Origin of the sequence: Pseudoalteromonas haloplanktis ATCC 14393 (genome assembly GCF_000238355.1) — a bacterium.
Classification (GTDB): Bacteria; Pseudomonadota; Gammaproteobacteria; order Enterobacterales; family Alteromonadaceae; genus Pseudoalteromonas; species Pseudoalteromonas haloplanktis.
The window spans coordinates 58,254-83,048 of the sequence record NZ_AHCA01000005.1 but is presented as its reverse complement, the minus strand read 5'-3'; the positions used below and the strand labels follow the sequence as shown (position 1 = coordinate 83,048).

Here is a 24,795-nt window from a genome sequence, read left to right as displayed (position 1 = left end):
ATAGCGTCTAAATTTATTGCTGTGAAGCCATAGTGCTTCACTTGCTTTATACCTACTAGGTTGTTGTCAAAGGTACGTCTCGCTAGAGCGTACCTTTTTTCTTTTTATTACTTAGCGCCAACTTTGCATTTCGATTAGCCGTGATTCAGTACGGGCATACTCAAATGCTAACTTTTGCCCTTGATATAAATCTACAATATCTACTTGCGCACTGAGTACCAGCAGTTTACCGCGATCATAAAACTCATCCACTAAGGCAATAAAACGCCGAGCTTCATCATCCAAAGTATGTTCTTGTAAATCTTGTTTTTCTCGCTGATAGCTATCTTCAATACCATGGACAATTTGCTTATTTGTTGCCAGAAACCCCATTACAGGTACACCGCAAACATACACTCGTTGGTAATACTGTGCTAAATATATGTAATCAGCAGTACTGCGAGGACCTGAGCACAACGCCATAAAATCAAACATAATGGCATTATTACTGCGTTGTAGACATTCAATGTTACGTCCACAAATAGTCACACTTTTATCTGTGAGCAATTGATCTGCAAAAGCTAAAAAATTGCTTTGTAACTGATTTTCAACAGCGCTATTAAAGTAATAAGTCGTATGTGTACCAAAACGAAAACGGTGATCAACAACGCCTTCAATATTAATAATGTGACAGTGGCTTTTTAATAGCTCGATGGTGGGCAAAAATCGCGCGCGCTGTAAACCGTTATAATAAAGCTGATCTGGCTGACAATTTGACGTAGCCACTAATACCACACCTTTGGCAAATAAAGCCTTAAACAGCCCAGCCATGATCATCGCATCACCAATATCAGAGACAAAAAACTCATCAAAACAAATAAGCTTTAATGTTTTTGACCACTCTCGGGCTATTTGCTGTAGGGGATTTTGTAAGCCTTGTAATTGTCCTAATCGGGTGTGAACTTGCGCGATAAAATGATGAAAATGCAATCGTGTTTTTTGCTCAATTGCGACACGCTCATAGAACGAGTCCATTAGCATCGATTTACCCCGCCCTACTGGACCATATAAATAGATACCTCGCGGACTCACCGACTTACGCCACCAAACTTGTGGCCGTTGTAGCGCTTGAGCAAGCTCATCAAGCGCCTTTACAGCCTTAAGTTGGGCATCATCGCGCTGAAGCTTGCCACAATTAATTTGCGTATAGTAATGCTGTAAAATTTGCCCGTTTGGCACTGTCATAGACTGTACTGATTCGTTATACTCGCCACCATTGTAGCTGACTCAAAATGTGAACCCAATGAAATTTCCTTGCCGCTTAGATAAATTTATTAGCCATCTAGCTGAAATACCACGCACTAAAGCACGAGCTGGCATTAAGCGCAAAGATGCAACAGTCAATGGTGAAGTGGTCACAACCTATGATCATCAAATCACAGCCTCCGATATAATTGTGTATCAAGGCCAGCCTCTAGCATTTTTGGGAAAGCGCTATTACATGCTCAATAAACCGGTTGGTTATGTATGTGCGAATAGCGATGATTTGCACCCTACAGTATTTGAACTCTTGGACGAGCCTAACATGAGTGATTTTCATGTTGCAGGCCGTCTTGATCTTGATACAACAGGGTTGGTACTGATCACCAATGATGGTGATTGGTCACATAAGATCACATCGCCTAAGCACAATAAATTTAAGACCTACCTCGTTGAAACACAAGAAGCACTCACCGAAGATGCACTTGAACAACTTCGTCTGGGCGTACTGTTGCACAACGAAAAAGAACGTACCCGCCCCGCCACCGCAGAACAACTTGCGACTTACAGCTTACGGCTATCAATTTGCGAAGGGAAATATCACCAAGTAAAGCGTATGCTTGCTGCCGTCGGTAATAAGGTAGTTGAATTACATAGAGAAAAAATAGCCGACATTGAACTTGATGAAAATTTAAACAGTGGTGAATATCGACTTTTAACAAGCGATGAAGTGAAACTCTAAATACCCATAATGGAAACTTGAGTAAAAGTCACGTAAAATTATCCTGTAATTATTAATTAAAACTTACTCTTGACCGATAAACATGGTAGAAATTTAAGGTCATAATAATAATAAGGGGCGCAATGTGCTGTCAGGTTTAGCATTAAGAACTAAAATAATCTTGTTTGCTGGAGCGATGTTTATAGCACTTAATGCTATTGCATTACTGGGCTTACAATCTCTTCGTCACGCAAGTGAAAGCGATAATATCGCTCGTATAAATCAGTTAATGAAAAGCACTGCTAATATTGTAGAGCAGTTTGAATTGCTAGCAAAAAACGGGCAATTAAGTGAGCAACAGGCGCGAGACTTTGCCACAAAAATGTTACGTGAGAACAAGTATCACGACAGTGAATATGTCTATGTCGTAAATGACAAACTCGACTTTATTGCCACTCCCCATGATCCTGAACTTCATAATACCAGCTTTAACGACTTCAAAGATGCCAGTGGCAAGAGCATTGGTCATATGGTTGAGCAGCTAGTGGGGAATCAAACGAATAAAATAATTACTTACCACTGGGATTCAGTCCGTGAAGGCGAAACGGTTGATTTAACCTCTGTAGTACAAAAAACACCGTATTTTGGCTGGTATGTTGGCACTGGGATCAGCGCTAAAGAAGTCGATGAGCGTTACTGGAATACCGCAAAATGGTTGCTAGGACTATCATTGCTCATTGCCCTTGGTTTAACAGCAGCGATCGCTCGTTTTGGTATCTCACTCAGTAATGCCTTAGGCGGTGAGGTAAAAGAGGTTATTAATATCGTTACGCAGGTTTCACACGGTAATTTAAATTCTCATATTAGAACGGATGCACCACCTGAGAGTATCATTGCAGCTATGCATTATATGCAACAAGGCTTACGTGGCGTAGTAGGCGGCATAAAAGATGTAACTGATAGCTTAAAAAATCAAAGTCTCGATAATGAATCTCGCTCGACAGAGCTTGATAAATTGACTCGCAGTCTGAATGAAGAAACTCATATGGTCGCATCAGCCATAACTGAGCTGACGGCATCAGCACAAACCGTTGTAGAGCATGCCGAGCAATCCGCATATTCAGTACAAGAAGCGGAGCGCCAAGGCCAAAGTGCAAATCATCTAACAACCGAAGCAGCAAACACTATTGTGCTTTTAGAGCAACAAATTGACAGCGCTGGTAATAACATCCAACTACTTGATGATGAAGTAAATAATATCGCAAATGTGTTAAGTGTTATTCAAGGTATTGCCGAGCAAACTAACCTCTTAGCACTTAATGCCGCCATTGAGGCTGCCCGTGCCGGCGAGCAAGGGCGAGGTTTTGCTGTTGTTGCTGACGAAGTGCGCCAATTAGCGCAACGCACGCAAACCAGCACTGAAGAAATTCGCACTATGATCAGTAAATTGCAATCAGCAACTAAAGATGCGAAAACATCAGTTAACTTAAGTATTGCAACTAGCGAGCAAACAGTTGCGAAATCAAAAGATGCCAGCGAAGAGTTACAACGTGTTGCGACATCATTAAGTGCTATTGCTCAAATGAGCCATCAAATAGCGATCGCCGCTAAAGAGCAACTTGATGCTGGAGAAGATACGGCAAGACGAATTGTGACCATCTCAGATACCGCATCACAAACTGCCGATGTATCACATCAAGCACATGCCGCAACAGACTTAATAAAAGGCCTGACAAGCGATTTAGAAGCTGAAACGGGTAAATTTAGGTCGTAACAATGTAGCTAAAACGTTAAATAAATATAAAATAAATTGACAGCGCTGTCTTTGATGGTTATTTTGGGAACTGGAAAAGGTAGTAAGCGTTTCCAAATTCTTAACTAAAAAGGAACTAGTCATGAAAAAAAAGAAACTCTTAACAGCAATTCTAGGTCTGTCATTTGGTATTGGAATGACAGCAACTGTTTCAGCAGTTAGTGACTGCAACTGGGAGCCCTATGGCTCTATAGATAATTATTGCGGCTATGAATATTATAAATGTGCAATGTCATCGAATAATTCTTACTTAAACTGCAGGGATGTAAAAGCAAACTGCATAAGTAAGTGCAGCAGTTAAAAGTGAGGGGGCTTTCCCCCTTTTCCAACTAACGTAATGAAAAATACATAGATGAAATCACTCGCTAAATACACGACTATTTTCTTTATTACAGTATGCTTAGGTGCGCTGCTAGGTCAGTATGCTTTACCCACGGTTAAGGGTTTATTCAAAGAACCGGCTATAGAAGTTGGTAATTATCAACATGTGGGTATCACTGATATAGATAAGGTAAAAATTTATACTGTTGATTGGTGTGACTTTTGTGCAAAAGCTAAAGAAATGTTAGATAAACATCACGTCAAGTACATCGAAATTGACATAGAAAAAAATCCGCAAGGCTTAAAGGAGTTTGAACAACTTTCCGGTGACGGCTTTCCTTTAATAATTATAGAAAACATGCTTTTCAGAGGTTTTTTCGAAGGGCCTATTAAGCAAAAGCTTATTGATTCAAATATAATTACTGCATAGCAACTACGATTTAATTTGCACTAAGTCAAAATCAGCCATACTGGGTACTATCATTTGTAATCGTGACTCAGTGACATCTAGTGAATTTAAACATTCGCAGTACTCTGAGGCTTTAAATTCGAGTTGTTGGGCTTTCTTCTGTAAGGATTTATCTATTTCTTTTGAAATAATATCCATCCGTTGACCCATATCATTAATGCGATCTTCAATATTACCTTCGCGAGATTTAAAAGCGTCGCCAAGTGATACTAATATTGCGCCAAGTGAGCCATGAACGGCCGAATGAATTTTTTTACTAATTTCTTCTGTGAAAAAATCGTCTATTTTTGACAGGGATTGTGGTGCAATGAAAAAGAAATCATCACCACGTTTAAACTTATCCATTAAAGCACGTTCTACATATTGCAGTTGTGTTTTCAATACCTCTGGTTCTTTATCAGACATACCTTCAACAACTTGCTCTATCGCACTTAACCCAAGGTTTACACCATCAGTTGCAAGTTCTACCAATTCAGGCACCGTATCACGAATACCTGCGCTGAACTGCATTAATACTTGGCTTTCTTCAGGGCTTAAATCTATCCAATACCCACGAATAAACAACTGGTTATCATTATTTATCTGTACGCGTGTTTGGCCTTTATCAACAATACGTATTACATCATCAGTAATGATCAAGCCATGCCCTAATTCAACGTCACAACTGACTTTCGCGCAGACATTAAAACTTGATAGTGCTATGGACATCGCCAATATCGAACGAGATAAGAACGCCATAAACACCTCAAAAAAGACTAAAAATGAAAGGCAGCTAGGTTAACAAAAACCCAGTTTTATGCAAGAAAAACTAAACCTAGGCCCTAGCAGCTAGGGCCTAGCTGGTTGTGTTAAATCGGTGACCCCGGTGGAATAGGAAGTACTTTGAAGTTCATAGGCCAAGCACCATTTATTAGAAACTGATTAATTTGCTCTACCAGATACTGCTTAAATGCACTTTCACCCACATCGACACTGCCAAGCAATGAACGCTGTTGATATTCTTCACTCAATTTCACTAAATAATAGCGCAACTGAGCTTGCACCTCTGGTTCAACTTTATCACTAGCAATTAAATCAGCAAATTGTTTAGCTGTAAGTAGCTGCACTCGCTGCGCAATTTTCTGCGCCATAGTCGTAGTTGTTTGAACTTTAAAAACCTGTTCATATAACTGTGCGAGGAGCTCGTCTAAACTAAAGAATGCTTCACTGCGTGCCTGCTGTTGCGCTAGACGATTTAGCCGCTGAGCATTTAGTAGTAACGATAAGCTATGCTGAGCAGACACTTCAGGTAATGCCATAGCATCAAGTGTTAAACCTGTACGGCCAATGACACTTTCGCGGTTTTTAGATTCACCGTACGCTTTGGGCGGAATTAAAGCGAGTACAGTCTCGGGTAACAGCAAATTATCGGCTTTTAACGTACTTAAAATAGCGCTTAATGCCTGCTGCTGCTGCTTTTTAGCAACCACCAGTGCACCTTTAACAGGTGAATTTCCGCGAACCTCGTAATCATAATCAACGCCGGCAATCAGTTTAACCACAGACTCCACTTGATAGCGATGAAATAAATAAAGCGGCACCAGCATTTCTTCTAGCTGCGATAACGCCGTCCCCGTTTTTATGTTATGAATACCAAATTGAGCAAGTGCCTGTTTTCTTACTTCCAGTACCCTTCTCAGTTCTTCACTGGGTGAACTACCGTTATCCCAAAGATGTGCGGTTGGGTGCGCGCCACCTTGCGCCCTAGCATCACTATCAGAGATAAACTCCAACCCTTTATTTTGATTATCAGCCAAAATAGCAGCTAACCCTTTGCTTTCATCAAAACCAGTAAAATCACTGTAACCGTACTTAATTACTTGGGTATCCCATTGCCCCATACCGTGTGCATAACCACGGCTAACATCCAGCTCACCTTTATCATTAAAGCCAACTAATGGATGAGGGTAATCCATAACAGAAGCACGATCGGCCACTGACGCTGAAAAGTTATGCGCAATACCTAGCGTATGACCAATTTCATGGGCACTGAGTTGACGGATACGATCAAGCGCCATCGCTTGCAGTGTTTTAGCCACTTCGTTGCCTTGTAAATAAGGCGCCGCTAGGGCTTCAGCAATTAAGATATCTTGGCGTACACGCAGTGATCCTAAAGTCACATGCCCTTTTAAAATTTCCCCAGTACGAGGGTCAATCACCGAGCTACCATAAGACCAGCCTCGGGTGGCACGATGTACCCACTGGATCACGTTATAACGAATATCCATAGGATCCGCGTTATCTGGTAATACTTTAACGATAAAAGCATTCTTATAACCCGCCTGGGCAAAGGCATCATCCCACCATTTGGCACCATCAAGTAACGCCGTTTTCACCGGCTCAGGTACACCAGGATCTAAATAATAAGTTATCGGTTCAACAGGTTCACTAATCGGTAGTGTCGGATCTTTTTTACTAAGGCGGTGGCGCGGTATATAGCGCACTAACATAGACTCACCAAGCGGGGCTGCATAATCTTTGTGTTCGATACTCCAATAACCAGACTGAGGATGAAATGCACGTGGTGTGTAATTATCATCCGGTAATTCGATTAAAGAGTGATGCATATGCACTGTTAACGCATACGGATCAGCACTGACTTGACGGATATACTCACCGGGCTGGCTGCCTTTAAACGTTAATACGGCTTCGAGTTCGGTATTCTTCATAAATGCTTTTGAGCGCTCAATATAGACAGCGCTGCGGCTTTCATCAAGATTAAAGTTGCCTTGCTTACGCGCAGCTAAAGTGCGACTCACCCCATGTACATCACTGAGTAAGTAAGGCGTGTAGTCAATCAAAGCGGCCTCTGAATTTTGCGCCACGACATTGAAGCCAGCCAAAATACTCGATGCAAACGCTTCTTGAATGCTTTTTTGCTCAGCTTTATTACTGGTATTAGCTCGGTAATAACTGTTAATAGCTCGCAACATCACTTTGTCGCCAAAGCGCTCAAATTGTACCAAATGAGTATTACCTAATTGACCACGGTCAAGGCCAATATCATTAGAGCCGACGCCATAAGGCAAGCTTTGCTGTAATAGAAATTGCTGCTTGAGTTTATCGACTTTTAAGTAAACTTTGCCATTTTGAGTATCATAATAAAAAGAAAAATAGCCCGGAAAATGATTCATTTGCTCAGTAAAATCACTAATAGACTTAATTGCTGCGTGCGCTTGGGTTATCATAGTCAGCAACACAGTAAAGAGTATGTAACGTATCAATGGTATTTTTTGCATAATCTTATCTTTGTTATTCGCGTTTTAAATACATTCAAGGTGTTTCCAGTATAGGATATTGCGCCTAAAATACAGTTATTTAAGACGAAATTCAGCGCTTGCTTTGATAATCCCTCTCACCCCTTATGATTATCATAGCTCATAACGTTATCAGGAAAATAGAATGCGTAGACTACCTCCAGTATTACTCGAAGACGGTTGCCCTAGAGATTTAATCTCGTTGATCCGAACAGTTTTAGCAGCATGTAAAGAAATTTCTTTTCGCGTAGGCCAAGGCGCATTATCTGGCGTACTTGGTTCAACTCTCGATGAGAATATTCAAGGTGAAACCCAAAAAAAGCTAGATGTGTTAACCAATCAGCTACTAAAAGACATTTTACTGGAATCAGGCTATGTAAAAGCCATTGCCTCTGAAGAAGAAGATTACACCGTGGCTGGTAACCCAGATGCAAGCTATATTGTTGCATTTGATCCACTTGATGGCTCGTCAAATACTGACATCAATTCATTAGTGGGCACTATTTTTTCAATAATGAAAGCACCTGAAGGCTCAGATCCTGCCGATCAAAGTATTTTCATGCAACCAGGTAAAAACCAAGTTGCGGCAGGTTATGTTTTATATGGTCCATCAACAGTGCTAGCACTAACTACAGGTAAAGGCACGCGCTTTTTCACACTAGATAAAACCCACGGCACATTCTTATTAACTGAAGATTTTGCGAAGGTTCCTGAAGAGACCAACGAATTTGCTATCAATGCATCAAACCAGCGTCATTGGCAGCCAGCCATGCAAAATTACATTAACGACTTAATTGCAGGTGAAACAGGGCCACGTGCACGTAACTTCAACATGCGTTGGATTGCAGCCATGGTTGGTGACGTGCATCGCGTATTATGCCGCGGTGGTATTTTTACCTACCCTACAGATACTAAAGATCCGAACAAGCCAAATAAACTGCGTCTACTTTACGAAGCAAATCCAATGGCGATGCTAATCGAACAAGCTGGCGGCATCGCCTCAACGGGTACTGAGCGTATTATGGATATTCAACCTGATGCTATCCACCAACGCGTAGCGGTGATTTTAGGTTCGAAAAACGAAGTAGAAACCTGCTTGGGGTATCATAAGTAGCTCTCAGCTCTCAGCTCTCAGCTCTCAGCTCTCAGCTCTCAGCTCTCAGCTCTCAGCTCAAAAATAAGGGCCATGCTTGTTAAATCAAGATGGCCTTTATTTTACAGGGCTCAGATCACTAAACTGACGGCTGACGGCTGACGGCTGACGGCTGACGGCTGACGGCTAAGTTTTCAATAATTCAACCAACTTCGCCACTTTATCTTTATCTAATTCACCCATTTGTTCGCTGTTACTCAGTGCATATATCACACCTTCAACGGCGCTGTAGTCGATGTCGGTTCTTGATTCTATTACGTTAGCCCACAGCTCAAGGTCGTCTAAATCTATTTCGCCTGCAAGGCATCGATTGAGCACATCAAGTACGCTTTCGAGCGTTAATACATAGCATGGGATCGGCTCAGCATCATTTGCTGAAATAATTATACCAATGGCTTGATCCCTGTTTTTACCAAAAGTAACGAATTCTGCTAGCGCTTGTGCTCTGTTCATAGTTGCTTATCTGTTATTCTAATAATGATTACTTTAAAAACTGAATGAATATAAATGACGATTTTAGCCTGCTCGCAATGCCAAACAACGCTAACATGTAATGTTGATAACATTAATGCCTGTTGGTGCAATGAACTGCCCGCTATTTTACCCCTTGATAGCACAACCACCAGCTGTTTATGCAAAGCGTGTACGCTGGTTAAAATTAATCAATTCTTAACTACCTTGTATAACCAACCTTTAAAAGAGCAACTGGCTTTTGCTAAACACTTTCAAAGCAATGCTAATTTAATAGAAAACCTCGACTATGAAATGCAAAATAGCTACATGGTATTCACTCGTTGGTTTTTCTTAAAGCGTGGAAAATGCTGTAAAAACAACTGTAAAAACTGCCCTTATAAAAACGCATAGAGTATTTATTCAAAATAATGACATAAAGCTGCAAATAACGCATGACTAAAAGAATAAAAATACACTATAATTGGATATAAATTCACTAAACATCCACCGTATTCTGTTTAAAAAATCAAATTACTTTGATTTTTAAGCATAAAATTACTGTAACTTATTCGGAAAATGAACATGAGCACCTTTAGGCCAGCACTTCTTGCATCAGCTGTTTCAGCTATTTTATTTAATAGCCAACACCTTGCAGCTGAAGAATCAACAACCCAACTAGACAAAGCGATTGAAACCATTCAAATTACTGCTACTCGTCGTGCGGGCTCAGTGCAGGAAGCACCACTAAATATTACTGCTCTTGATGGGGATGTGATTAAAGATCAAAACATTACTGATCTTGAAGATGTCGCACGTTGGGTGCCTGGTTTAACGATTTCTGATCAGGGTGGTCGTGAAGGCTCACCGATCATTGTACGTGGTTTAAATACCAATACCTCTGATCGTATTTCTGATGGCGGTACGGTGGCAACTTACGTTGGTGAAATCCCACTTAATATTGATTTACGTTTAACTGACGTTGATCGTGTTGAAGTGCTTATTGGTCCACAAGGGACTTTATACGGTGCAGGTACGTTAGGTGGCGCTATTCGTTATTTATTAAAGCAACCAGAGCTTGATATTACCGAAGGCCAAGTTACTGGTGACGTATTTAGCTTAAATGAAAGCGACGGCACCGGTGGTGAATTTGGTTTAGTGTTTAATACACCATTAATTGATGATGTATTGGCAATCCGCGCCAGTGTTAATTATTACACTAACCCAGGTTATATCGATTATAACTACGTGGTGCAAAACCCTGGGGTATCGAACCCAAATCCTGATTTTACGAATGAGCAAGACGTTAACGCCAACTTACGCAGTGTCAGTGACGTGAACGATGAGCAGATTACCACAGGTCGTGTATCACTGCGCTGGCAAGCCAATGAAGCTGTAGAAGCAACGCTTAACTATTTTTATCAAAAACAAGAAAATGGCGGCAACTCTACGTCACAATATAACTCATTAAGCGACAGCAGCGCCTTACACGGTATGGTTGGGCAGTATGAAAATGCCGCCCGCATACTTGAGCCGGGTGAAGAAGAAAACGACTTACTAAGCTTAGAGATCAAGGCTGACTTAGGCTTTGCTGAGCTTGTTTCAGCCTCAGGCTGGTCAAGCTACGAGCAATCTGGGCAACGCGACCAAACCGATTTACTTTACGATATTTGGAGTGGCTATGCAGAGTTTCCTGCGTTTGTAGCTCAAACTTTGGATACTTCAAAACGTGATAGTTTCACTCAAGAAATTCGCTTAGTGTCTAACTCTGATAGCGCTTTCAACTGGATTGTCGGTGGTTACTACAACAAGCTTGAGAGCCACTCAGACGATCGTGAATACACACCAGGTTTAACTGAGTTTTGGGGTGGTGGTATTCCAAATGTACAAGATGATCTTGAGTATATTTTAATCAGCGATTCTGAAACCACCGAAACGGCCCTTTTTGGTGAAGTCGGTTATGCTTTTACTGAGCAATTTAACGTAACGCTAGGTGCACGTTTTTATGAGTATGATGTATCAACCACATCAGGCTCTGCAACACCGCTGTACTCAGGTGACTTTACATCTCTTGACGATTTAGTAATGGAAAACGTTAGCGCTAGCGACAATGGAAACTTGTTCAAATTTAACGCCAGTTACACATTTGATTCTGGAGTGCTTGCTTATTTTACCGTCAGTGAAGGCTTTAGAATTGGTGGTGGTAATGGTATCGCACCTTGCCCAGAGGTACTACCTGAGCAACAAATTGTCTGTGCACTACCAAGCGAAGAAGATTATAAACCAGACACTACGGTAAACTATGAACTTGGTTTTAAATCGAGCTGGCTTAAAAACCGCTTACACTTTAACGCGGCACTTTTTAATGTTGATTGGAAAGATGCTCAGGTTGGTACTGCAACCGTAAATGGCCAAGAGCTAATCACCTCAAATGCCGGTGCAGCCAATTCAAAAGGTGTGGAAATTTCATCACGCGCTATGATTGCTGATAACTGGACTGCCTACGCCACTTATGCTTACGCAAAGGCAGAGCTAACTGAAGATGCTCCTGGATTGTTAGGCATATTAGGCGAAGATTACGCACAGTATCAATCATACTACGATGGTGCTGATGGCGATCGTTTACCAGGTGCGCCTGAGCATCAATTTTCATTCGGCCTGCGTTATGAGCAAGATGTGTTAGACGATAAACTATTAAGTATTAACTATGGTATGACTGCACAAAGTGATGTGATCACAAAAGTTGGCTTAAAAGCCGATGGTGAAACGCTTGCAGGCTATGCTCTGAGTAACTTATCAGCCAAATTAACAGGCGATATGTGGTCAGCCACTCTCTATGTTGATAACTTATTCGATAAGTACGCGTTTACCTCAGTACGTCGTGATAAATCATGGGCGGGAATGGCTAAGTATGAAGAGCTAAACAAAGACCTGCCTGAACTACAACGTGTGTATGGGCACTACACCACAGCCCCTCGTACTATCGGCATGAAGTTTACGTATAATTTTGAACTGTAATAACGGTTCTTTATAAACTAAAAAAGCCTTGGTGTTTTACGCCAAGGCTTTTATGCTTATTGCTATGCTGACATCTATACAAAAACACCTACAACAACGCGTTGAGCACGCCATTAATCAAGGTAAGCTTAATGACGCGCATTTATTCCTGATCAGTAATATAAAACAAAACCCAGATGACCACTTTAGCTACTTTTTACTGGCGCAAGTAAATATTGCAGCTAAGGATATTAACAAGGCCAATAAACTACTCGCCAAAGCGATTAGCATTGCCCCTGTGCCAGTGTACTTTGCTCACTCGGCTAAACTTGCTGTGCTCAGTGGCCAGCTATTAGATGCGCAACTAGCTATTGATGAAGCTATAAAACATCCACAATTTGCAGCTATTGAATGCGATTTAATTGCCAATGTATTAACGCGTCTAGGACACTATCAGCTCGCACTCGAATGGCAATCACGTGCCTATCAACAAGCCCCTAAAAATCCACAAATCTGTTATAACTTAGCCGTAGCCTATAAAATCATGGGGCAATTTAGTGATGCGCAACAGCTGCTACACAGATTAATAAAACAACATCCACAGAATTTTCAAGCTCACTATTCGCTAGCTGAATTAAACGACAGCCAACAGGCTAAACACCATCTACAACAACTATTATCTTTGAGCGAATCCGCTAAAACGCCCATGCAACAGCAATTTTTACACCACGCGATCGCACTGAACTATGAACATTGCGCTGATTATCAACAAGCCTTTGTACACTTTACTACCAGTAAACAAGCAATCTCTGAGCATGTGAAATATGATGCACAAACCCACCATCAATTTTGTGAGCAACTGATAACACTCAGTAATGATTATAAGGCGCGCTCAAGCGACAGCAATTTTGCGCCGCTATTTATCGTAGGTATGCCACGCTCAGGCACAACGTTGTTAGAAAAAATAATGAATCAGTCAACACAAGTACATGGAGTGGGTGAACTTAATGATATTGCCCAGCTTTGCCAAGGCAAGCATGCTCAGGTATTGAGTAAGCATGTGCTCAATGAGGCATATAAAAATACAAAGCTGCCAGTTCAGCTTAGCCACTATCAGCAGCGTATTAAGCAATTAGTGGCACCACTACTGCGTAGTTGTGACAAACAACCGTTTAATTTTTACTATATTGATTTAATTTTAGCGGCATTTCCAAAAGCAAAAATTATTTGCATGCAACGAGGACGCGAAGACAGCTGCATAGCTAATTATCGTCAACTATACAGCCCAGCCAGTGCGTTTCATCACTACAGTTATAACCTACAAGATATAGACAGCTTTTATCAGGATTACAGCGATTTGATCAATCACTTTGCAGCAAAACACTCCGCTAATGTGATGATTATGCAATACGAAACATTAGTGTCAGAACCAATAAAAAGCACGCAACAACTCTATGATTTTTGTGATTTGCCTTGGCAGGCGCAATGTCTTGATTTTTATCAGCACCTCAGCCCGTCAGCAACGGCGAGTAAAGTACAAGTGCGCCAGCCACTTAATAACAAAGCAATTGACTACTGGCGGCACTACGCGTTTGCATTTTAACGTGCGGGGCAAGGGCCTGTTTCAATAGGCAACTCTTCTCGAGCCCCCCATTCACTCCATGAACCATCATAGACATGCAAGTTTTGATAACCACATTCATCGGCAAATAACGCCAAAATACAAGCAGTCACACCTGAGCCACAACTAAATTGCAAGCAAGTGTGTAGATCAGCTTGATCGCCAAGAACTACATCAAATGCTGCTTTAATGTCAGTTAATGGTTTTGCTTCGCCGCCCTCTAACAGTTCCCCAAAAGGCAAAGCACGGCTATTAGGAATATGGCCGCTGCGCATACCCACTCTTGGCTCTGCCATTTCACCTAAATAACGCTGATAACCCCGCGCATCAAGCAGTACCGTGTGCTCATCATCAATACCGTTAAATACCGCTGCTGCATCTATAAAATAATCTGTTCTTGGGTTGGCAATAAAGTTACCTTTATGATGATTATGGCTGTATTCAACTTGGGTGAGATACCCGAGAGATTGCCATTTTTCTAAGCCCCCACTGAGAACTTTAACATTATCAAAGCCCATGGCTTTAAACATCCACCAACCTCGGGCCGAACTAAATAATCCTTTATCCTCGTAGATAACCACCAGCGAATCTTTATCAACCCCCAGCAACTGCATTTGCTGAGTAAATTGCTCAGCACTACACATAGTATGTGGTAGTGGATTTTCTTGATCGGCTAATTGCTTTTTAAAATCAAAACGTAAAGCATTCGGTAACTTAGCTTGAGGTTTATATTCACCCGGCTTACCAGGGCGCACCATGCCGGCATCAAAAATAATCAGCTTGGGGTCGTTCAAGTGCTCGTTCAACCATTGGCAAGTTACTATGTTTTTCATTATGGTCCTTTACTTCATTAATTTGCTGAGAAAAAACATCTAACCCGAGTAAACGTTGCTCCACAGCTTTAGCATGCTCTTTGCAGCAATCTTGCCACCTTCCTTCAATACTGTAAACATGCTTTAAATAATTGAAAAATTGATCCCTAAGTTGAGGGTTGAATTGCCAACCTTGGCTCATTAGTAATATTCGCTTAATTAATTCCTCGCTGTTACCTGCATGTAAAACCAATTCATCAATGTTATAGCAAGCCTGCCCTAATGTAATAACGCGTCGCCCCAACAATAGCGCCTCCAAGCCAACGGTTGAATTAATTGTAATCACATACTCTGCGTTATTAATTAAATCAGCTGCCATATTACCATTAGCAAATACTGCTTGAGGGTGCTTTTTATACAAATGAGAATAATGTTTATGCCAAGAAGGGTGTTCTTTAAATACGACTTTTAGGTCTGGATCATTTAGCTTTTCAATCGCAGTCATTACCTCTGTAAATAGCATCTCCATCGAATTAACCCAAGGCGAATAACATACTAGTTGCGTATCATGAGGAACTTGAAACGGCACAAAAATATAACGAGCTGGCAGCTTGCTTTTCATAAAGGCTTTGCGTTTTCTATGATTTACTCTAGCTGTTAATTCTGATGCTTCACAAACTACAGTTTTTGAAGGTGCAATATCGAGGTAAAAATGTTTCTCACGTTGAATTGAAGATGCATAATTAACGCCTTTGGGATCCAAACAAGTTGTATTAGGTAATAAGCCATTTTCATAATAAATAACACTAATACCTAACTTTTTGGCTGCATTTACGACTGTAACATTAGGCAGTTTATGACCATTCCAAATAACTAAATGGGTGGCCTGCTCCTTCTTGAATAACGCTAAATACTTAGCATAACGACAGCGTTCAACTACATTCATTAAAAAAGAGTAAACTAATATTAATAAGTAGTTATGCCAAATAGCATGCTTTGCTTGTTTACGCTTTAATTGCGTAGCAATAACGCTATCAAAGGATACTTTAAATGCGTCGGGTAAATATGTTAATGCACTGAGCATTGGTTTACCAAAAATATGTAAACTTGCATGCAGATCTAGTTGAGCAATTAACTTTTTATAATATCGAGCATGTATATTACGACGAGATACAAAGAGGAAATGCATAGTAAGATCGCACCCATATAGCTTCTTTAGATGGTAATACTAAGCTGTAATTATGACTAATTTATGAACAACAAAAATCGACTCGGCTTTTTTGACAGAGAAAGTACATTATTTTCTTTTAATGTAATAAAACTGTATTATAGGAAACTAATTCCGGTAAATAGAGTCTTTACCAATACCTTCGAGATGTATTTTATTGCCAACTTAAAGTCGAAAAGTGACTTCACATGCCTAAACATTATTTATTCTATGTAGAACAACCCTATAGCTTTGCTATTTTACGCCCTATTCAAGCAGCTATTAAAGCAAATGGAGATAAAGCTTGCTGGTTTATTACAAAAAAAAGCGGTATTACCAACAGCTTATTAGACGGTGAGAAACAACTTCATACTATTGAAGAAGTTAAAAACTTTAACCCGTGTGCCGTATTTGTGCCAGGTAATGTTGTTCCGGATTTTTTCCCTGGGGTAAAGGTACAAGTGTTTCATGGCTTAGAATATAAAAAGAAAGGGCATTTTGCGATCAGAGGCTTTTTTGACTTGTACTGCACTCACGGTCCTCTCACCACTGAGCCATTTAGACAACTCGCGAAAAAACACGGATATTTTAGAGTCACTGAAACTGGCTGGCCAAAACTCGACCCTTACTTCGATTATCAAAAACAACAGAATATAAAGCCGGTTATTTTATATGCGCCAACATTTTCGCCAAACTTATCTTCGCTTGAGAGCTTATTTGAGCAAATAAAAGCACTTGTAAGTAGTGGTGATTACGACATTAAACTGAAGTTTCACCCAAAAACTAAACCGCAGTGGCAACAATTGTATCAGTCACTTGCTGAGTTAGCACATTTTGAGATCTGCCAAAGTGATAACTTAATTCCTTTAATTCAACACGCAGATGTTGTTATTTCAGATACATCGAGCGCCGTTGATGAGTCCTTACTATTAGGTAAACCAGTGATCACTTTTAATAACTCTCAACCGCAAGATGCACTGATAAATATCACTAAACCGGAGCAATTAAGTAATGCTTTGGCACAAGCACTCACTTTAAGTGATGAGCAGCAACTAAAAATTAATCAGTATATAACTCAAGTACACCCTTTTACTGATGGCAACAGTGCTCAACGTGTACTGGCTGCAACCGCACAAGTAATTGAAGCTGGGGTTATGCAAAAGCCACTCAACCTATTGCGTCGATACAAAATCCGAAAAGCACTCAACTATATGAAATTAAAGTGATGTAACTGAGGGTGGGCGGGGTCCACCTTAACGGCTTATTGCGATAATGGATTACGTACCACTTCAATTATTTCAGTGGTTGAAATTGAAGGTGTGCGAGTAAGGTACTGTACATCACAAAGGCTTTTAAATTCATCAAAACGTCCTGCCCAATCATCCCCCATAACTAATAAGTCAGCTTTATGTGTAGTGATGTATTCCCCTTTCAGCTCTAACGAGTGCTCGATAAACACCTCATCAACACAACGTAATGAGCTGATAATTTTTACTCTGTCGGCTTCACTGTAAACAGGGTTGCGCCCCTTTTTTGACATATTGAGTGCATCTGATGACACCCCAACAATCAAGTAGTCGCCCAATGCTTTTGCACGCTCTAATATATTGATATGGCCAACATGGAAAATATCAAACGTTCCAAAAGTTATTACTCGTTTCATTTATTTTCCTCTAAATAGTTCGCAATTCGCTCAGCAGATAAGCCATCTATTTTACCCATGGGCGTTTTGGTAACACTAGTTTTATTTTGTTAAAAGTCAGTCCTTAATGCAACTCATCGTCACGAGCTATTAATAGTATATAGCTTACAGAGCATTCACATTGAAATAATTAATACTTCTTCTTAATCCTGCAATAAAATAAAGTAAAATTAACCATTTCAATATTTTAATAACAATTAAGTCCACTTTCATTTTTTATTATTAAAGCTATAAAAACATATTTTTATAGCTTTAATAATTCCATATTGTGGTTCAATAGACTTCACAAACACGCATTGCTACAATCGATGCACAAACCGAATGGTACAATTTAGATGAAAAAAAGTAACTGTAAAATAGCGACGCAAAAAATAATGGGGAACATCTTAATCGTCTTACCAAAGTTTATTGGTGATGCTGTTAATTGCACTCCATCGTTAAAGTTACTCAAAGAGTTGTATCCGAACAACAAAATTTTTTTATTACTAAGACCTAACTTAGTCGATTTATTTTCACGCAATCCAGACTATTCAATTATTGTTGATGAACGTTTCAATCAAAGCAAGCCTATATCAATTTTAAAACAAGCGAAAATACTCAAAGTCGCTAACATCCAGCTTGCTATAATAATGCGTAACTCGCTATCCGAAGCAATGCTATGTTTCTTGGCAAGCATTAAATATAGAGTAGGTTATGCAAAAAATGGACGTTCGTTTTTATTGACACATAAACTAAAATTAAATGCGAATCACCATTATATATTCCGTTATTGTCGGCTCGTAAATGAGCCTCATGGCAACCCCTTTAATACGATACCAAATACAGCCCTTAAAAAAGAGCCTAGTTTTCTAATACCCAATACAGGGAAAAAGTCAATTGGAGTATATTTTGGTGGAAAAAATAAAGGCCTACGCCATTATCCAAACAAGCTTTCATTTGATGCTATGGCAAGCATAGCTGTAGAAATTGATTGCGTTTTTTATATTTTTGGCGACAAAAGTGAACTTGATGATGCTCAACAATTACACAGACAATTAAATCAACAACAAATTGACTCTGTATTGCTGGCTGGAAAAACCTCCATTCTAACAATGAGTGATGCTATTAGTGAATTAGATTTGTTGCTTACAATAGACTCTGGCCCTATGCATATTGCAGCTGCATTTAATGTACCTTTTGTCGCAGTTGTTGGCTTAGGTACTTCTCCATGGAGTATTGTTGCGCCTAAAGTAAGTAACTACATAGCATTAGTTGCAAATGGCAATCAGCTACTTGAGCCTGACATCATTAACGAAATTCATCCAACGGAAATAAGTAATGCAGCTTTGAGGCTTCTGCATGCTAAATCTTAATTATCTGCGATCTTAGTGGTGCCATTCTCGCAAGTATTTTATTTTGTACTGTGTGATCAATATTTTGTTCATTCATGGCATTAATAAGTAAATCGACAACATGATTGAAGTCCGCTTCAGTGATGTGCATGCCGGTGTGGATCTCCACCATACTATCGCGCGTGTATTTACAAGGGCCATCCGTTAACACGCATAGGTGGTTAAGGAAGCCTGCACGAAAATGGCTAATATTGGCATGCTCAAAATAGTGAAAAACCTGCTCATCATTACCAATTTGATTAATAAAGCTATCAACTAACCTTTCTAGGCCTGCTTGGCCATCGAGTTGTTGGTACAAAGTTAAGTTGCTTATATTTGAGCAAGCACTGAGTATCATTGTAAAAACTATTACCGGAATAAGTTTAAGCATTACCAATACCCTGTTACCGATAAATACCAGCCCGTTTGCTCAGCAGCTCCCGCAATACTCCCTAAATCAAGGTATGCTGCGGTAACGCTAACATATTTATTAGGCATCCACGCTACAAACAGATCGTGCCAATCTTGCTCGCCGAGCCCTAGATTATTTGATTTTTGTCGATATTCAACACCAATAGCAATTTCTCGGCTTAAGAAAATAGCAGTGCTGCCTTCAAATAATAATTTTTCGCCGCCATTGGCTCCACCATAGCCAAGTAACCCTAGCTGATTTGCTTCACTATAGCGTGTAGTTATATTCCAGAACCAGTTATAACCCGCGATAGCACCTAAATGTAACTTACTCGCCGCAAGATAAATATCAGTGCCCGAAGTCTCTTTTGCGCCTACGAGTGTCGCAACAGTGCCATCGTCAAGAGACTTATGCTGCGCACCGAGTGTTAGCTGTGGCCAATCACTGTAGACAATATCGCCATAGAGCCTAACTTTGACACCTGTAATTGCTTGTTCTATTTCAGTATCAAGTGCTGGCACAGCAAAATTTTGCTGTGCATAACTAAGCTCAACACGATTAAATAAATTAATTTGTGTACCACATACATCTAGAGTGTAATCTGTCACATCTGCACGGCTACAAAAGCCATTGATGGCAAATTCATCTTCGCTGGCATACCCTGCAAGTTGCGCCCAGGGGACGATCCCCCCACCGCCACTTCCTTCTACTTGCGATACCCCGGGGGTTGCTAACAACTTACCCTGTGATGCAAAAGAATCAAAAACGGATAATGTTATAACGGTAACAAATAATAACTTAAGCTTGTTCATTATATTGCTCCAACCATTGTTCAAACACCTCCGCTTTGAGCGGCCGACTTAAGTAATAACCTTGCACATGATCACACTGCATTCTTTGTAACAATTCAAGCGAAGCTAAGGTTTCGACTCCCTCTGCAACCACAGAAAATCCAAGTTGATGACCTAAGGTGATGGTGGATTCCACAATGAATTGATCTTTTTCTGATTGATCTAGCTTTAAAATAAAACACTTATCAAGTTTCAGCTCATCAATAGGAAGCATTTTTAAACGACCTAAGGAAGTTTGCCCTACGCCATAATCATCCAACGAAATTTTTACGCCAATAGCTTTAAGGTTTTCCAGTGCATGAATACCTTTTTCTTCATTTTCGATCATATCGCGCTCGGTTAATTCGATAGTAATAAGCGCTGGAGCCACCGAAAACTGTTTTAACGTACGTATTAAATTTGCATGAAATCCTGGGTAAGCTATATCTTGGGCTGAAACATTAATAGCTGCTTGCATATAAATACCTTGCTGTTGCCAAAGCCCCACTTGTGCAACTACTGTTTTAACAACCCAGCCTGTTAACTCAACAATTAACCCTGATTGTTCTGCTAAATCAATAAATAACTCTGGAGACACCCAACTACCATCTTTACGTTGCCAACGAATGAGTGACTCAACTTTATCTATTTTTTGAGTGGCGATATGTAATTTGGGTTGATAAGTCATAAATAATTGACCATCGTCGTCATTAATAGCCTGTTTGAGCTCATCGATCATTCTCAGCCTTTCAAGGTGCTCTTCATCTTCACCTTGCTGGTAATAATGGATATTTTCATGCGCACTAGCGGCACTATCAACAGCAATCAACACCCGGCGCATTAAATCATCGGCTTGCAAACCCTGAGAGGGATATTGCACAACCCCTGCACTGAAACGTAAATTAATTTTCAACTTTTGAATCGTGTAACATGCTTGCAACTGCGCCATTAAACCAATTATGCCACTTTTAAGGTTGCTGCCAGTATTGCTCGCAAATGCAGTTAAAAACTCATCGCCTCCAATGCGGGCATGTAAACCACCTAAGTCATCTGAAAACTCAGCAATCCGTGATGCTACGGCTTTTAAACAATCATCACCAATACGTGCACCGAGCTTATCGTTAATGTGCCTGAGACCACGAATATCAATTGCGACTAAAGTATATTCTTGATTTTGGTTAAGGGTCTCATTCAATACTTCTAACATCGCTGAACGATTATAAAAACCTGTTAAGGAGTCATGTTTTGCTGCAAAGCTAATTTGCTGTTCACGTTCTTGAATATCATTACCCATATTTTTAAAAGCATCGATCAAGGTTGATATTTCATTGCTTTGTTTTTTACTCATTAGCTCAACATTGTAATTACCACGCGCAAATTGCCGCGCTAAGCTAGCCAATTGTGATAGTGGCATGGTTAAGTTTTTTGCTAATAAGCTACTGGTAATCACACCAATAAAAATGGTTATCGTGGCTAAAATAACTAACGTGTAAAACAGCCGCTCAAACTCACTGTAACTTTGCGTTAAATCAGCACTTAGTAACACATTCACAGGGTGGTTATTGAGTGAGGGTAAATGTACGTCACGATTGCTATAAACGAGTTGTTCACCAAAAATTCGTTGTGTGGTTTTATTATGAAAATATTCAGTTGGAATAAAGGGCGTTGGCCGTTCTAATAACGAACTTTTTACTAAGTCATCACTTTTAGCAATAAAGCTTACATCCATGCCGGTTAGGTTTTTTAATTCAACAGCAACCTCGTCATCAATTTTAAACCCAACAAGGCTATAAGCCACGGTGCGAGGTGCTTTGATCGGTAATAAAATAACCTGGTATAGTTCTTTATTTAGCACAACAAAGCTTGATTGCTCGGTATTATTGAGCAACTCATTCATCAGTTCTTGTAAATTACTATCAAAATCTTGCTGTCGGTTAGTTGATACTAACTTCCCTGATAGGTCTAATAACAACATCAAGTCAGCATTGATACGTTGGCTATGATTATACAATACACTACTTATAGTATTGGCATCTCGAGTCGCAACCGCTTGTTTAAAACCAAAGTCAGCAGTTAATACTTTAGCAGCGGTAAGTAGTAAACTTTCTTTTGAGGTCAGATACTGCTTATAGACATTTTCGGCCACGTTAATATCTTGTGTGACCTTTTTCTCATTAAATTGACTCGTCGACCACCAAAAACTCAATAAGCTGACCATAGTCGTCAATAGTACAAGGCCTACACATAAAATAGTAATGCGATTTTTTAAGCTGTTAGTCATTCCCGCCCTTAAACTTACTACCAAACGTATTACGTGGCTTAGGCTCTATTGTTTGCAATGTAACTTGGACACGATTAGGTGAATTTACAGTTAACGTTAAAGATTGTTTTTCTTCTAGAGCGTTTTTTTGCAGTGAGTGCCACAGACTAAGCTGAACGGGCAGTGTTAAGCCATTTAGCTGCACATTTCCATGCTCATCACTTTGATATACATGAGAACTTTTAGCGACATAAATATACCCTAACATAGAATCATGGATATTACAGCCAAGCACCACGACCCCTTGATTCTCAAATGTAATTGGGCTTTCAGGCTGCCCTGAATAAAGTTTCAACTGAAATGGTTTTGCAGGAGAGAAAGAATACACATGATGACGAATATTATCGCTATTCGGAAAATTAACCTGTTGTCCCTGCTGAGCAATTAACAATGAGGGTGAAAACTGCTTGTCGACTTGATCCATGATAAGTACGGGTAACTGCGATGATGATTTACTAGTATCTTCACCAACCAGTTCGACAACTGTATTTTTAAGTGGCAAGCCATGTTGATCAACAATATTAAGTGCAACATTCTGCGCACAGGCTGCGTATGAGAGCGCCACTGTAAAAAGAGTCACTATGCTTTTGCTTGCCATTTTTTGCAGTTTCATTTAGTCATCCTCGGTAGCGCGTAAGCACTAACCTATGAGTGTCTCTAATTAATCTTAGGTTAAGTTAATTAGAGACTGACCCGAAATGCAAGAATAAAAGCCCAGTTACACTAAATAAGAGTAAAACTTAAGGCTTTTAAACATTAGCAAATAAAAAACTCATGATTAAAGCTTGGTGATCAAGCCATATTGCTGATCTAAAATAGTAATAACCTCAGTACGTGGATCTGTTGGAATGGCGATATCATAGCCAACTATCTTACTAGCAATACCAACATAAGTTTCTGACACCGATAACATTACTGATTCTGGCAAAATATAATCTTTAGCAAGCTGTTCTCGCTCAGGCATACGGTCTTTATTTAGTAATACATCACTATCAGGTACATTGCTAATTAATAACTGACGGAAACCTTCTTTTGAATTCTCAACAATTTTACCATCACGGTAAGCTGCACCATCCCAAATGCGTGATGAGTCAGGTGTGCCTACTTCGTCGATATAGATCAGCTTATCTGTACCATCAATATCTTCTACATAACCAAACTCAAACTTTGTATCTACAAAAATTTGATCCAATTTAGCCAACTCAGCACTAATTAAAGTAAAACCTTCAACAAGCAGCTCTTCGTATTTTGCAACATCATCTTTAGACTTAAAATTAAAAACACTCAAATTATTAGTGATATTGTCACGCGTGATATTTACATCATCCACGGCAGGAATATCTGCAACGCCTGTAATAATACCTTTCGTTGATGGCGTAATTAAAACATCATCCAACTTCTGATTCGCGGTTAAGCCTTCTGGTAATTCTAAACCACAAAAATGACGAACACCTTTGCTGTAATCACGCCACATACTGCCGGTAATATACTGGCGAGCAATGGCTTCTACTTTTACTGTACTGGCTTTACGAACAATCCAAACATATGGATGTGGAATATCAACAATATGATTTCCTGCAAGACCCGCTTGATCAAATAGCTTAAACCAGTGCGATGCAACAGTGTTTAATGCAATCCCCTTACCTGGCACACCATTTAGGCCATTTTCACCTTGCCAAATGCAATCAAATGCAGAGATACGATCAGAAATAACCATAATAGCCAGCTCAGTACCTTTAGGTACTTGATAACCTTTTTCGTTAATCAAACGCGCACTATCTTCGTCTGTTAGCCAATAAACTGACCGAACTTTACCACTATGAACAGGGCCCTTAGTGCGTATTGGTAAGTCATCGTTTACATCTAAAACTTTATAGCTAGTCATGCTATCTCCGGATCTATGGCGAGCCTATTACAGGCACTAGTATGGGATTGGGGTTATAAGCTGCTAATAATAATCGAGACCGGGGAAAATCACAATTAAAGCACAATGTGATTTAACGCAGATTAGTTGGTATTTTGTTATTAACGTTATAAGATAACATCAAATTCCAGCAGTAAA

Annotated in this window: 22 protein-coding genes; 10 read left to right on the top strand and 12 right to left on the bottom strand. The window is 39.9% G+C overall.

The genetic code is table 11. The features are described from left to right. Window positions 1-111: 111 nt before the first annotated feature. Window positions 112-1,224, bottom strand: coding sequence for a cell division protein ZapE (gene zapE, locus PHAL_RS0110970; RefSeq protein ID WP_016708453.1), 1,113 nt, complete (start codon window positions 1,222-1,224; stop codon window positions 112-114). Window positions 1,225-1,282: 58 nt separating this feature from the next. On the opposite strand from zapE, the gene rsuA reads away from it, so the two are divergent. From rsuA to PHAL_RS23595, 4 genes are all read left to right on the top strand, one after another. Continuing rightward, on the top strand, window positions 1,283-1,981 hold the full coding sequence (gene rsuA / locus PHAL_RS0110965) for a 16S rRNA pseudouridine(516) synthase RsuA (protein WP_016708452.1): 699 nt from the start codon (window positions 1,283-1,285) through the stop codon (window positions 1,979-1,981). A gap of 124 nt (window positions 1,982-2,105) precedes the next feature. Then, window positions 2,106-3,734 (top strand): methyl-accepting chemotaxis protein, encoded by a 1,629-nt coding sequence (locus PHAL_RS0110960; RefSeq protein WP_016708451.1) that lies wholly within the window; start codon window positions 2,106-2,108, stop codon window positions 3,732-3,734. 121 nt (window positions 3,735-3,855) lie between these two features. Continuing rightward, window positions 3,856-4,074 (top strand): hypothetical protein, encoded by a 219-nt coding sequence (locus PHAL_RS24545; protein ID WP_138554240.1) that lies wholly within the window; start codon window positions 3,856-3,858, stop codon window positions 4,072-4,074. 51 nt (window positions 4,075-4,125) lie between these two features. Then, window positions 4,126-4,524 (top strand): glutaredoxin family protein, encoded by a 399-nt coding sequence (locus PHAL_RS23595; RefSeq protein WP_016708450.1) that lies wholly within the window; start codon window positions 4,126-4,128, stop codon window positions 4,522-4,524. A 3-nt stretch (window positions 4,525-4,527) separates the two neighbouring features. Here PHAL_RS23595 and PHAL_RS0110950 read toward each other — a convergent pair whose 3' ends face one another. Both PHAL_RS0110950 and PHAL_RS0110945 read right to left on the bottom strand, forming a co-directional pair. Continuing rightward, complete coding sequence (locus PHAL_RS0110950) at window positions 4,528-5,301, bottom strand: YggN family protein (protein ID WP_016708449.1); 774 nt, start codon at window positions 5,299-5,301, stop codon at window positions 4,528-4,530. A 110-nt stretch (window positions 5,302-5,411) separates the two neighbouring features. Then, on the bottom strand, window positions 5,412-7,841 hold the full coding sequence (locus PHAL_RS0110945) for a zinc-dependent metalloprotease (protein ID WP_016708448.1): 2,430 nt from the start codon (window positions 7,839-7,841) through the stop codon (window positions 5,412-5,414). Window positions 7,842-8,004: 163 nt separating this feature from the next. Between PHAL_RS0110945 and PHAL_RS0110940 the strand changes: the two genes are divergently transcribed. After that, a complete protein-coding gene (locus tag PHAL_RS0110940; RefSeq protein WP_016708447.1) occupies window positions 8,005-8,973 on the top strand; it encodes a class 1 fructose-bisphosphatase in 969 nt (322 codons plus the stop codon). 165 nt (window positions 8,974-9,138) lie between these two features. On the opposite strand, the gene PHAL_RS0110935 is transcribed toward PHAL_RS0110940, so the two are convergent. After that, window positions 9,139-9,465 (bottom strand): hypothetical protein, encoded by a 327-nt coding sequence (locus tag PHAL_RS0110935; protein WP_016708446.1) that lies wholly within the window; start codon window positions 9,463-9,465, stop codon window positions 9,139-9,141. Between the two features lie 54 nt (window positions 9,466-9,519). Here PHAL_RS0110935 and PHAL_RS0110930 point away from each other — a divergent pair, with 54 nt between their 5' ends. From PHAL_RS0110930 to PHAL_RS0110920, 3 genes are all read left to right on the top strand, one after another. Then, a complete protein-coding gene (locus PHAL_RS0110930; protein ID WP_016708445.1) occupies window positions 9,520-9,876 on the top strand; it encodes a DUF5522 domain-containing protein in 357 nt (118 codons plus the stop codon). A 171-nt stretch (window positions 9,877-10,047) separates the two neighbouring features. Continuing rightward, window positions 10,048-12,480 carry a TonB-dependent receptor gene (locus PHAL_RS0110925; protein WP_016708444.1) on the top strand — a complete coding sequence of 811 codons (2,433 nt, stop codon included), beginning with the start codon at window positions 10,048-10,050 and terminating at the stop codon, window positions 12,478-12,480. A gap of 64 nt (window positions 12,481-12,544) precedes the next feature. Continuing rightward, window positions 12,545-14,062 carry a tetratricopeptide repeat-containing sulfotransferase family protein gene (locus PHAL_RS0110920; protein ID WP_138973944.1) on the top strand — a complete coding sequence of 506 codons (1,518 nt, stop codon included), beginning with the start codon at window positions 12,545-12,547 and terminating at the stop codon, window positions 14,060-14,062. Here the strand turns inward: PHAL_RS0110920 and PHAL_RS0110915 are convergent. Together PHAL_RS0110915 and PHAL_RS0110910 are read right to left on the bottom strand one after the other, a co-directional pair. After that, on the bottom strand, window positions 14,059-14,913 hold the full coding sequence (locus tag PHAL_RS0110915; protein ID WP_016708442.1) for a sulfurtransferase: 855 nt from the start codon (window positions 14,911-14,913) through the stop codon (window positions 14,059-14,061). The genes PHAL_RS0110920 and PHAL_RS0110915 overlap by 4 nt on opposite strands. After that, window positions 14,846-16,081 carry a capsular polysaccharide export protein, LipB/KpsS family gene (locus tag PHAL_RS0110910; RefSeq protein WP_016708441.1) on the bottom strand — a complete coding sequence of 412 codons (1,236 nt, stop codon included), beginning with the start codon at window positions 16,079-16,081 and terminating at the stop codon, window positions 14,846-14,848. Before PHAL_RS0110910 ends, PHAL_RS0110915 begins: the two co-directional genes overlap by 68 nt. Window positions 16,082-16,308: 227 nt before the next feature. Here PHAL_RS0110910 and PHAL_RS0110905 point away from each other — a divergent pair, with 227 nt between their 5' ends. After that, on the top strand, window positions 16,309-17,325 hold the full coding sequence (locus PHAL_RS0110905) for a CDP-glycerol glycerophosphotransferase family protein (protein WP_016708440.1): 1,017 nt from the start codon (window positions 16,309-16,311) through the stop codon (window positions 17,323-17,325). A gap of 35 nt (window positions 17,326-17,360) precedes the next feature. Here the strand turns inward: PHAL_RS0110905 and PHAL_RS0110900 are convergent, their stop codons facing one another. After that, on the bottom strand, window positions 17,361-17,762 hold the full coding sequence (locus PHAL_RS0110900) for an adenylyltransferase/cytidyltransferase family protein (protein ID WP_016708439.1): 402 nt from the start codon (window positions 17,760-17,762) through the stop codon (window positions 17,361-17,363). Between the two features lie 374 nt (window positions 17,763-18,136). Here PHAL_RS0110900 and PHAL_RS0110895 point away from each other — a divergent pair, with 374 nt between their 5' ends. After that, window positions 18,137-19,153 carry a glycosyltransferase family 9 protein gene (locus PHAL_RS0110895; RefSeq protein WP_016708438.1) on the top strand — a complete coding sequence of 339 codons (1,017 nt, stop codon included), beginning with the start codon at window positions 18,137-18,139 and terminating at the stop codon, window positions 19,151-19,153. Here PHAL_RS0110895 and PHAL_RS0110890 read toward each other — a convergent pair. From PHAL_RS0110890 to PHAL_RS0110870, 5 genes are all read right to left on the bottom strand, one after another. Beyond that, complete coding sequence (locus tag PHAL_RS0110890) at window positions 19,143-19,529, bottom strand: group I truncated hemoglobin (RefSeq protein WP_374954834.1); 387 nt, start codon at window positions 19,527-19,529, stop codon at window positions 19,143-19,145. The genes PHAL_RS0110895 and PHAL_RS0110890 overlap by 11 nt on opposite strands. A gap of 32 nt (window positions 19,530-19,561) precedes the next feature. Beyond that, on the bottom strand, window positions 19,562-20,395 hold the full coding sequence (locus PHAL_RS0110885) for a DUF3034 family protein (RefSeq protein ID WP_016708436.1): 834 nt from the start codon (window positions 20,393-20,395) through the stop codon (window positions 19,562-19,564). Next, the gene (locus tag PHAL_RS0110880; RefSeq protein WP_016708435.1) at window positions 20,382-22,694 is read right to left on the bottom strand and encodes a bifunctional diguanylate cyclase/phosphodiesterase; all 2,313 of its coding nucleotides are present in this window, start codon (window positions 22,692-22,694) and stop codon (window positions 20,382-20,384) included. The genes PHAL_RS0110885 and PHAL_RS0110880 overlap by 14 nt, the downstream gene beginning before the upstream one ends. Continuing rightward, window positions 22,687-23,346 carry a methylamine utilization protein gene (locus PHAL_RS0110875; protein WP_016708434.1) on the bottom strand — a complete coding sequence of 220 codons (660 nt, stop codon included), beginning with the start codon at window positions 23,344-23,346 and terminating at the stop codon, window positions 22,687-22,689. Before PHAL_RS0110875 ends, PHAL_RS0110880 begins: the two co-directional genes overlap by 8 nt. Before the next feature lie 165 nt (window positions 23,347-23,511). After that, window positions 23,512-24,618 (bottom strand): phosphoribosylaminoimidazolesuccinocarboxamide synthase, encoded by a 1,107-nt coding sequence (locus PHAL_RS0110870; RefSeq protein WP_016708433.1) that lies wholly within the window; start codon window positions 24,616-24,618, stop codon window positions 23,512-23,514. Between the last annotated feature and the right edge of the window lie 177 nt (window positions 24,619-24,795).

What these genes read in the sequence shown, in the direction of transcription:
- PHAL_RS0110920 (WP_138973944.1), top strand. Translation starts at nt 12,545, where the DNA reads ATGCTGACATCTATACAAAAACACCTACAACAACGCGTTGAGCACGCC.
- PHAL_RS0110895 (WP_016708438.1), top strand. Translation starts at nt 18,137, where the DNA reads ATGAAAAAAAGTAACTGTAAAATAGCGACGCAAAAAATAATGGGGAAC.
- PHAL_RS0110925 (WP_016708444.1), top strand. Translation starts at nt 10,048, where the DNA reads ATGAGCACCTTTAGGCCAGCACTTCTTGCATCAGCTGTTTCAGCTATT.
- PHAL_RS24545 (WP_138554240.1), top strand. Translation starts at nt 3,856, where the DNA reads ATGAAAAAAAAGAAACTCTTAACAGCAATTCTAGGTCTGTCATTTGGT.
- PHAL_RS0110900 (WP_016708439.1), bottom strand. Translation starts at nt 17,762, where the DNA reads ATGAAACGAGTAATAACTTTTGGAACGTTTGATATTTTCCATGTTGGC.
- PHAL_RS0110870 (WP_016708433.1), bottom strand. Translation starts at nt 24,618, where the DNA reads ATGACTAGCTATAAAGTTTTAGATGTAAACGATGACTTACCAATACGC.
- PHAL_RS0110945 (WP_016708448.1), bottom strand. Translation starts at nt 7,841, where the DNA reads ATGCAAAAAATACCATTGATACGTTACATACTCTTTACTGTGTTGCTG.
- PHAL_RS0110885 (WP_016708436.1), bottom strand. Translation starts at nt 20,395, where the DNA reads ATGAACAAGCTTAAGTTATTATTTGTTACCGTTATAACATTATCCGTT.
- PHAL_RS0110910 (WP_016708441.1), bottom strand. Translation starts at nt 16,081, where the DNA reads ATGCATTTCCTCTTTGTATCTCGTCGTAATATACATGCTCGATATTAT.
- PHAL_RS0110935 (WP_016708446.1), bottom strand. Translation starts at nt 9,465, where the DNA reads ATGAACAGAGCACAAGCGCTAGCAGAATTCGTTACTTTTGGTAAAAAC.
- PHAL_RS0110940 (WP_016708447.1), top strand. Translation starts at nt 8,005, where the DNA reads ATGCGTAGACTACCTCCAGTATTACTCGAAGACGGTTGCCCTAGAGAT.
- zapE (WP_016708453.1), bottom strand. Translation starts at nt 1,224, where the DNA reads ATGACAGTGCCAAACGGGCAAATTTTACAGCATTACTATACGCAAATT.
- PHAL_RS0110875 (WP_016708434.1), bottom strand. Translation starts at nt 23,346, where the DNA reads ATGAAACTGCAAAAAATGGCAAGCAAAAGCATAGTGACTCTTTTTACA.
- PHAL_RS0110930 (WP_016708445.1), top strand. Translation starts at nt 9,520, where the DNA reads ATGACGATTTTAGCCTGCTCGCAATGCCAAACAACGCTAACATGTAAT.
- PHAL_RS0110905 (WP_016708440.1), top strand. Translation starts at nt 16,309, where the DNA reads ATGCCTAAACATTATTTATTCTATGTAGAACAACCCTATAGCTTTGCT.
- PHAL_RS0110950 (WP_016708449.1), bottom strand. Translation starts at nt 5,301, where the DNA reads ATGGCGTTCTTATCTCGTTCGATATTGGCGATGTCCATAGCACTATCA.
- PHAL_RS0110915 (WP_016708442.1), bottom strand. Translation starts at nt 14,913, where the DNA reads ATGAAAAACATAGTAACTTGCCAATGGTTGAACGAGCACTTGAACGAC.
- PHAL_RS0110890 (WP_374954834.1), bottom strand. Translation starts at nt 19,529, where the DNA reads ATGATACTCAGTGCTTGCTCAAATATAAGCAACTTAACTTTGTACCAA.
- PHAL_RS0110880 (WP_016708435.1), bottom strand. Translation starts at nt 22,694, where the DNA reads ATGACTAACAGCTTAAAAAATCGCATTACTATTTTATGTGTAGGCCTT.
- rsuA (WP_016708452.1), top strand. Translation starts at nt 1,283, where the DNA reads ATGAAATTTCCTTGCCGCTTAGATAAATTTATTAGCCATCTAGCTGAA.
- PHAL_RS23595 (WP_016708450.1), top strand. Translation starts at nt 4,126, where the DNA reads ATGAAATCACTCGCTAAATACACGACTATTTTCTTTATTACAGTATGC.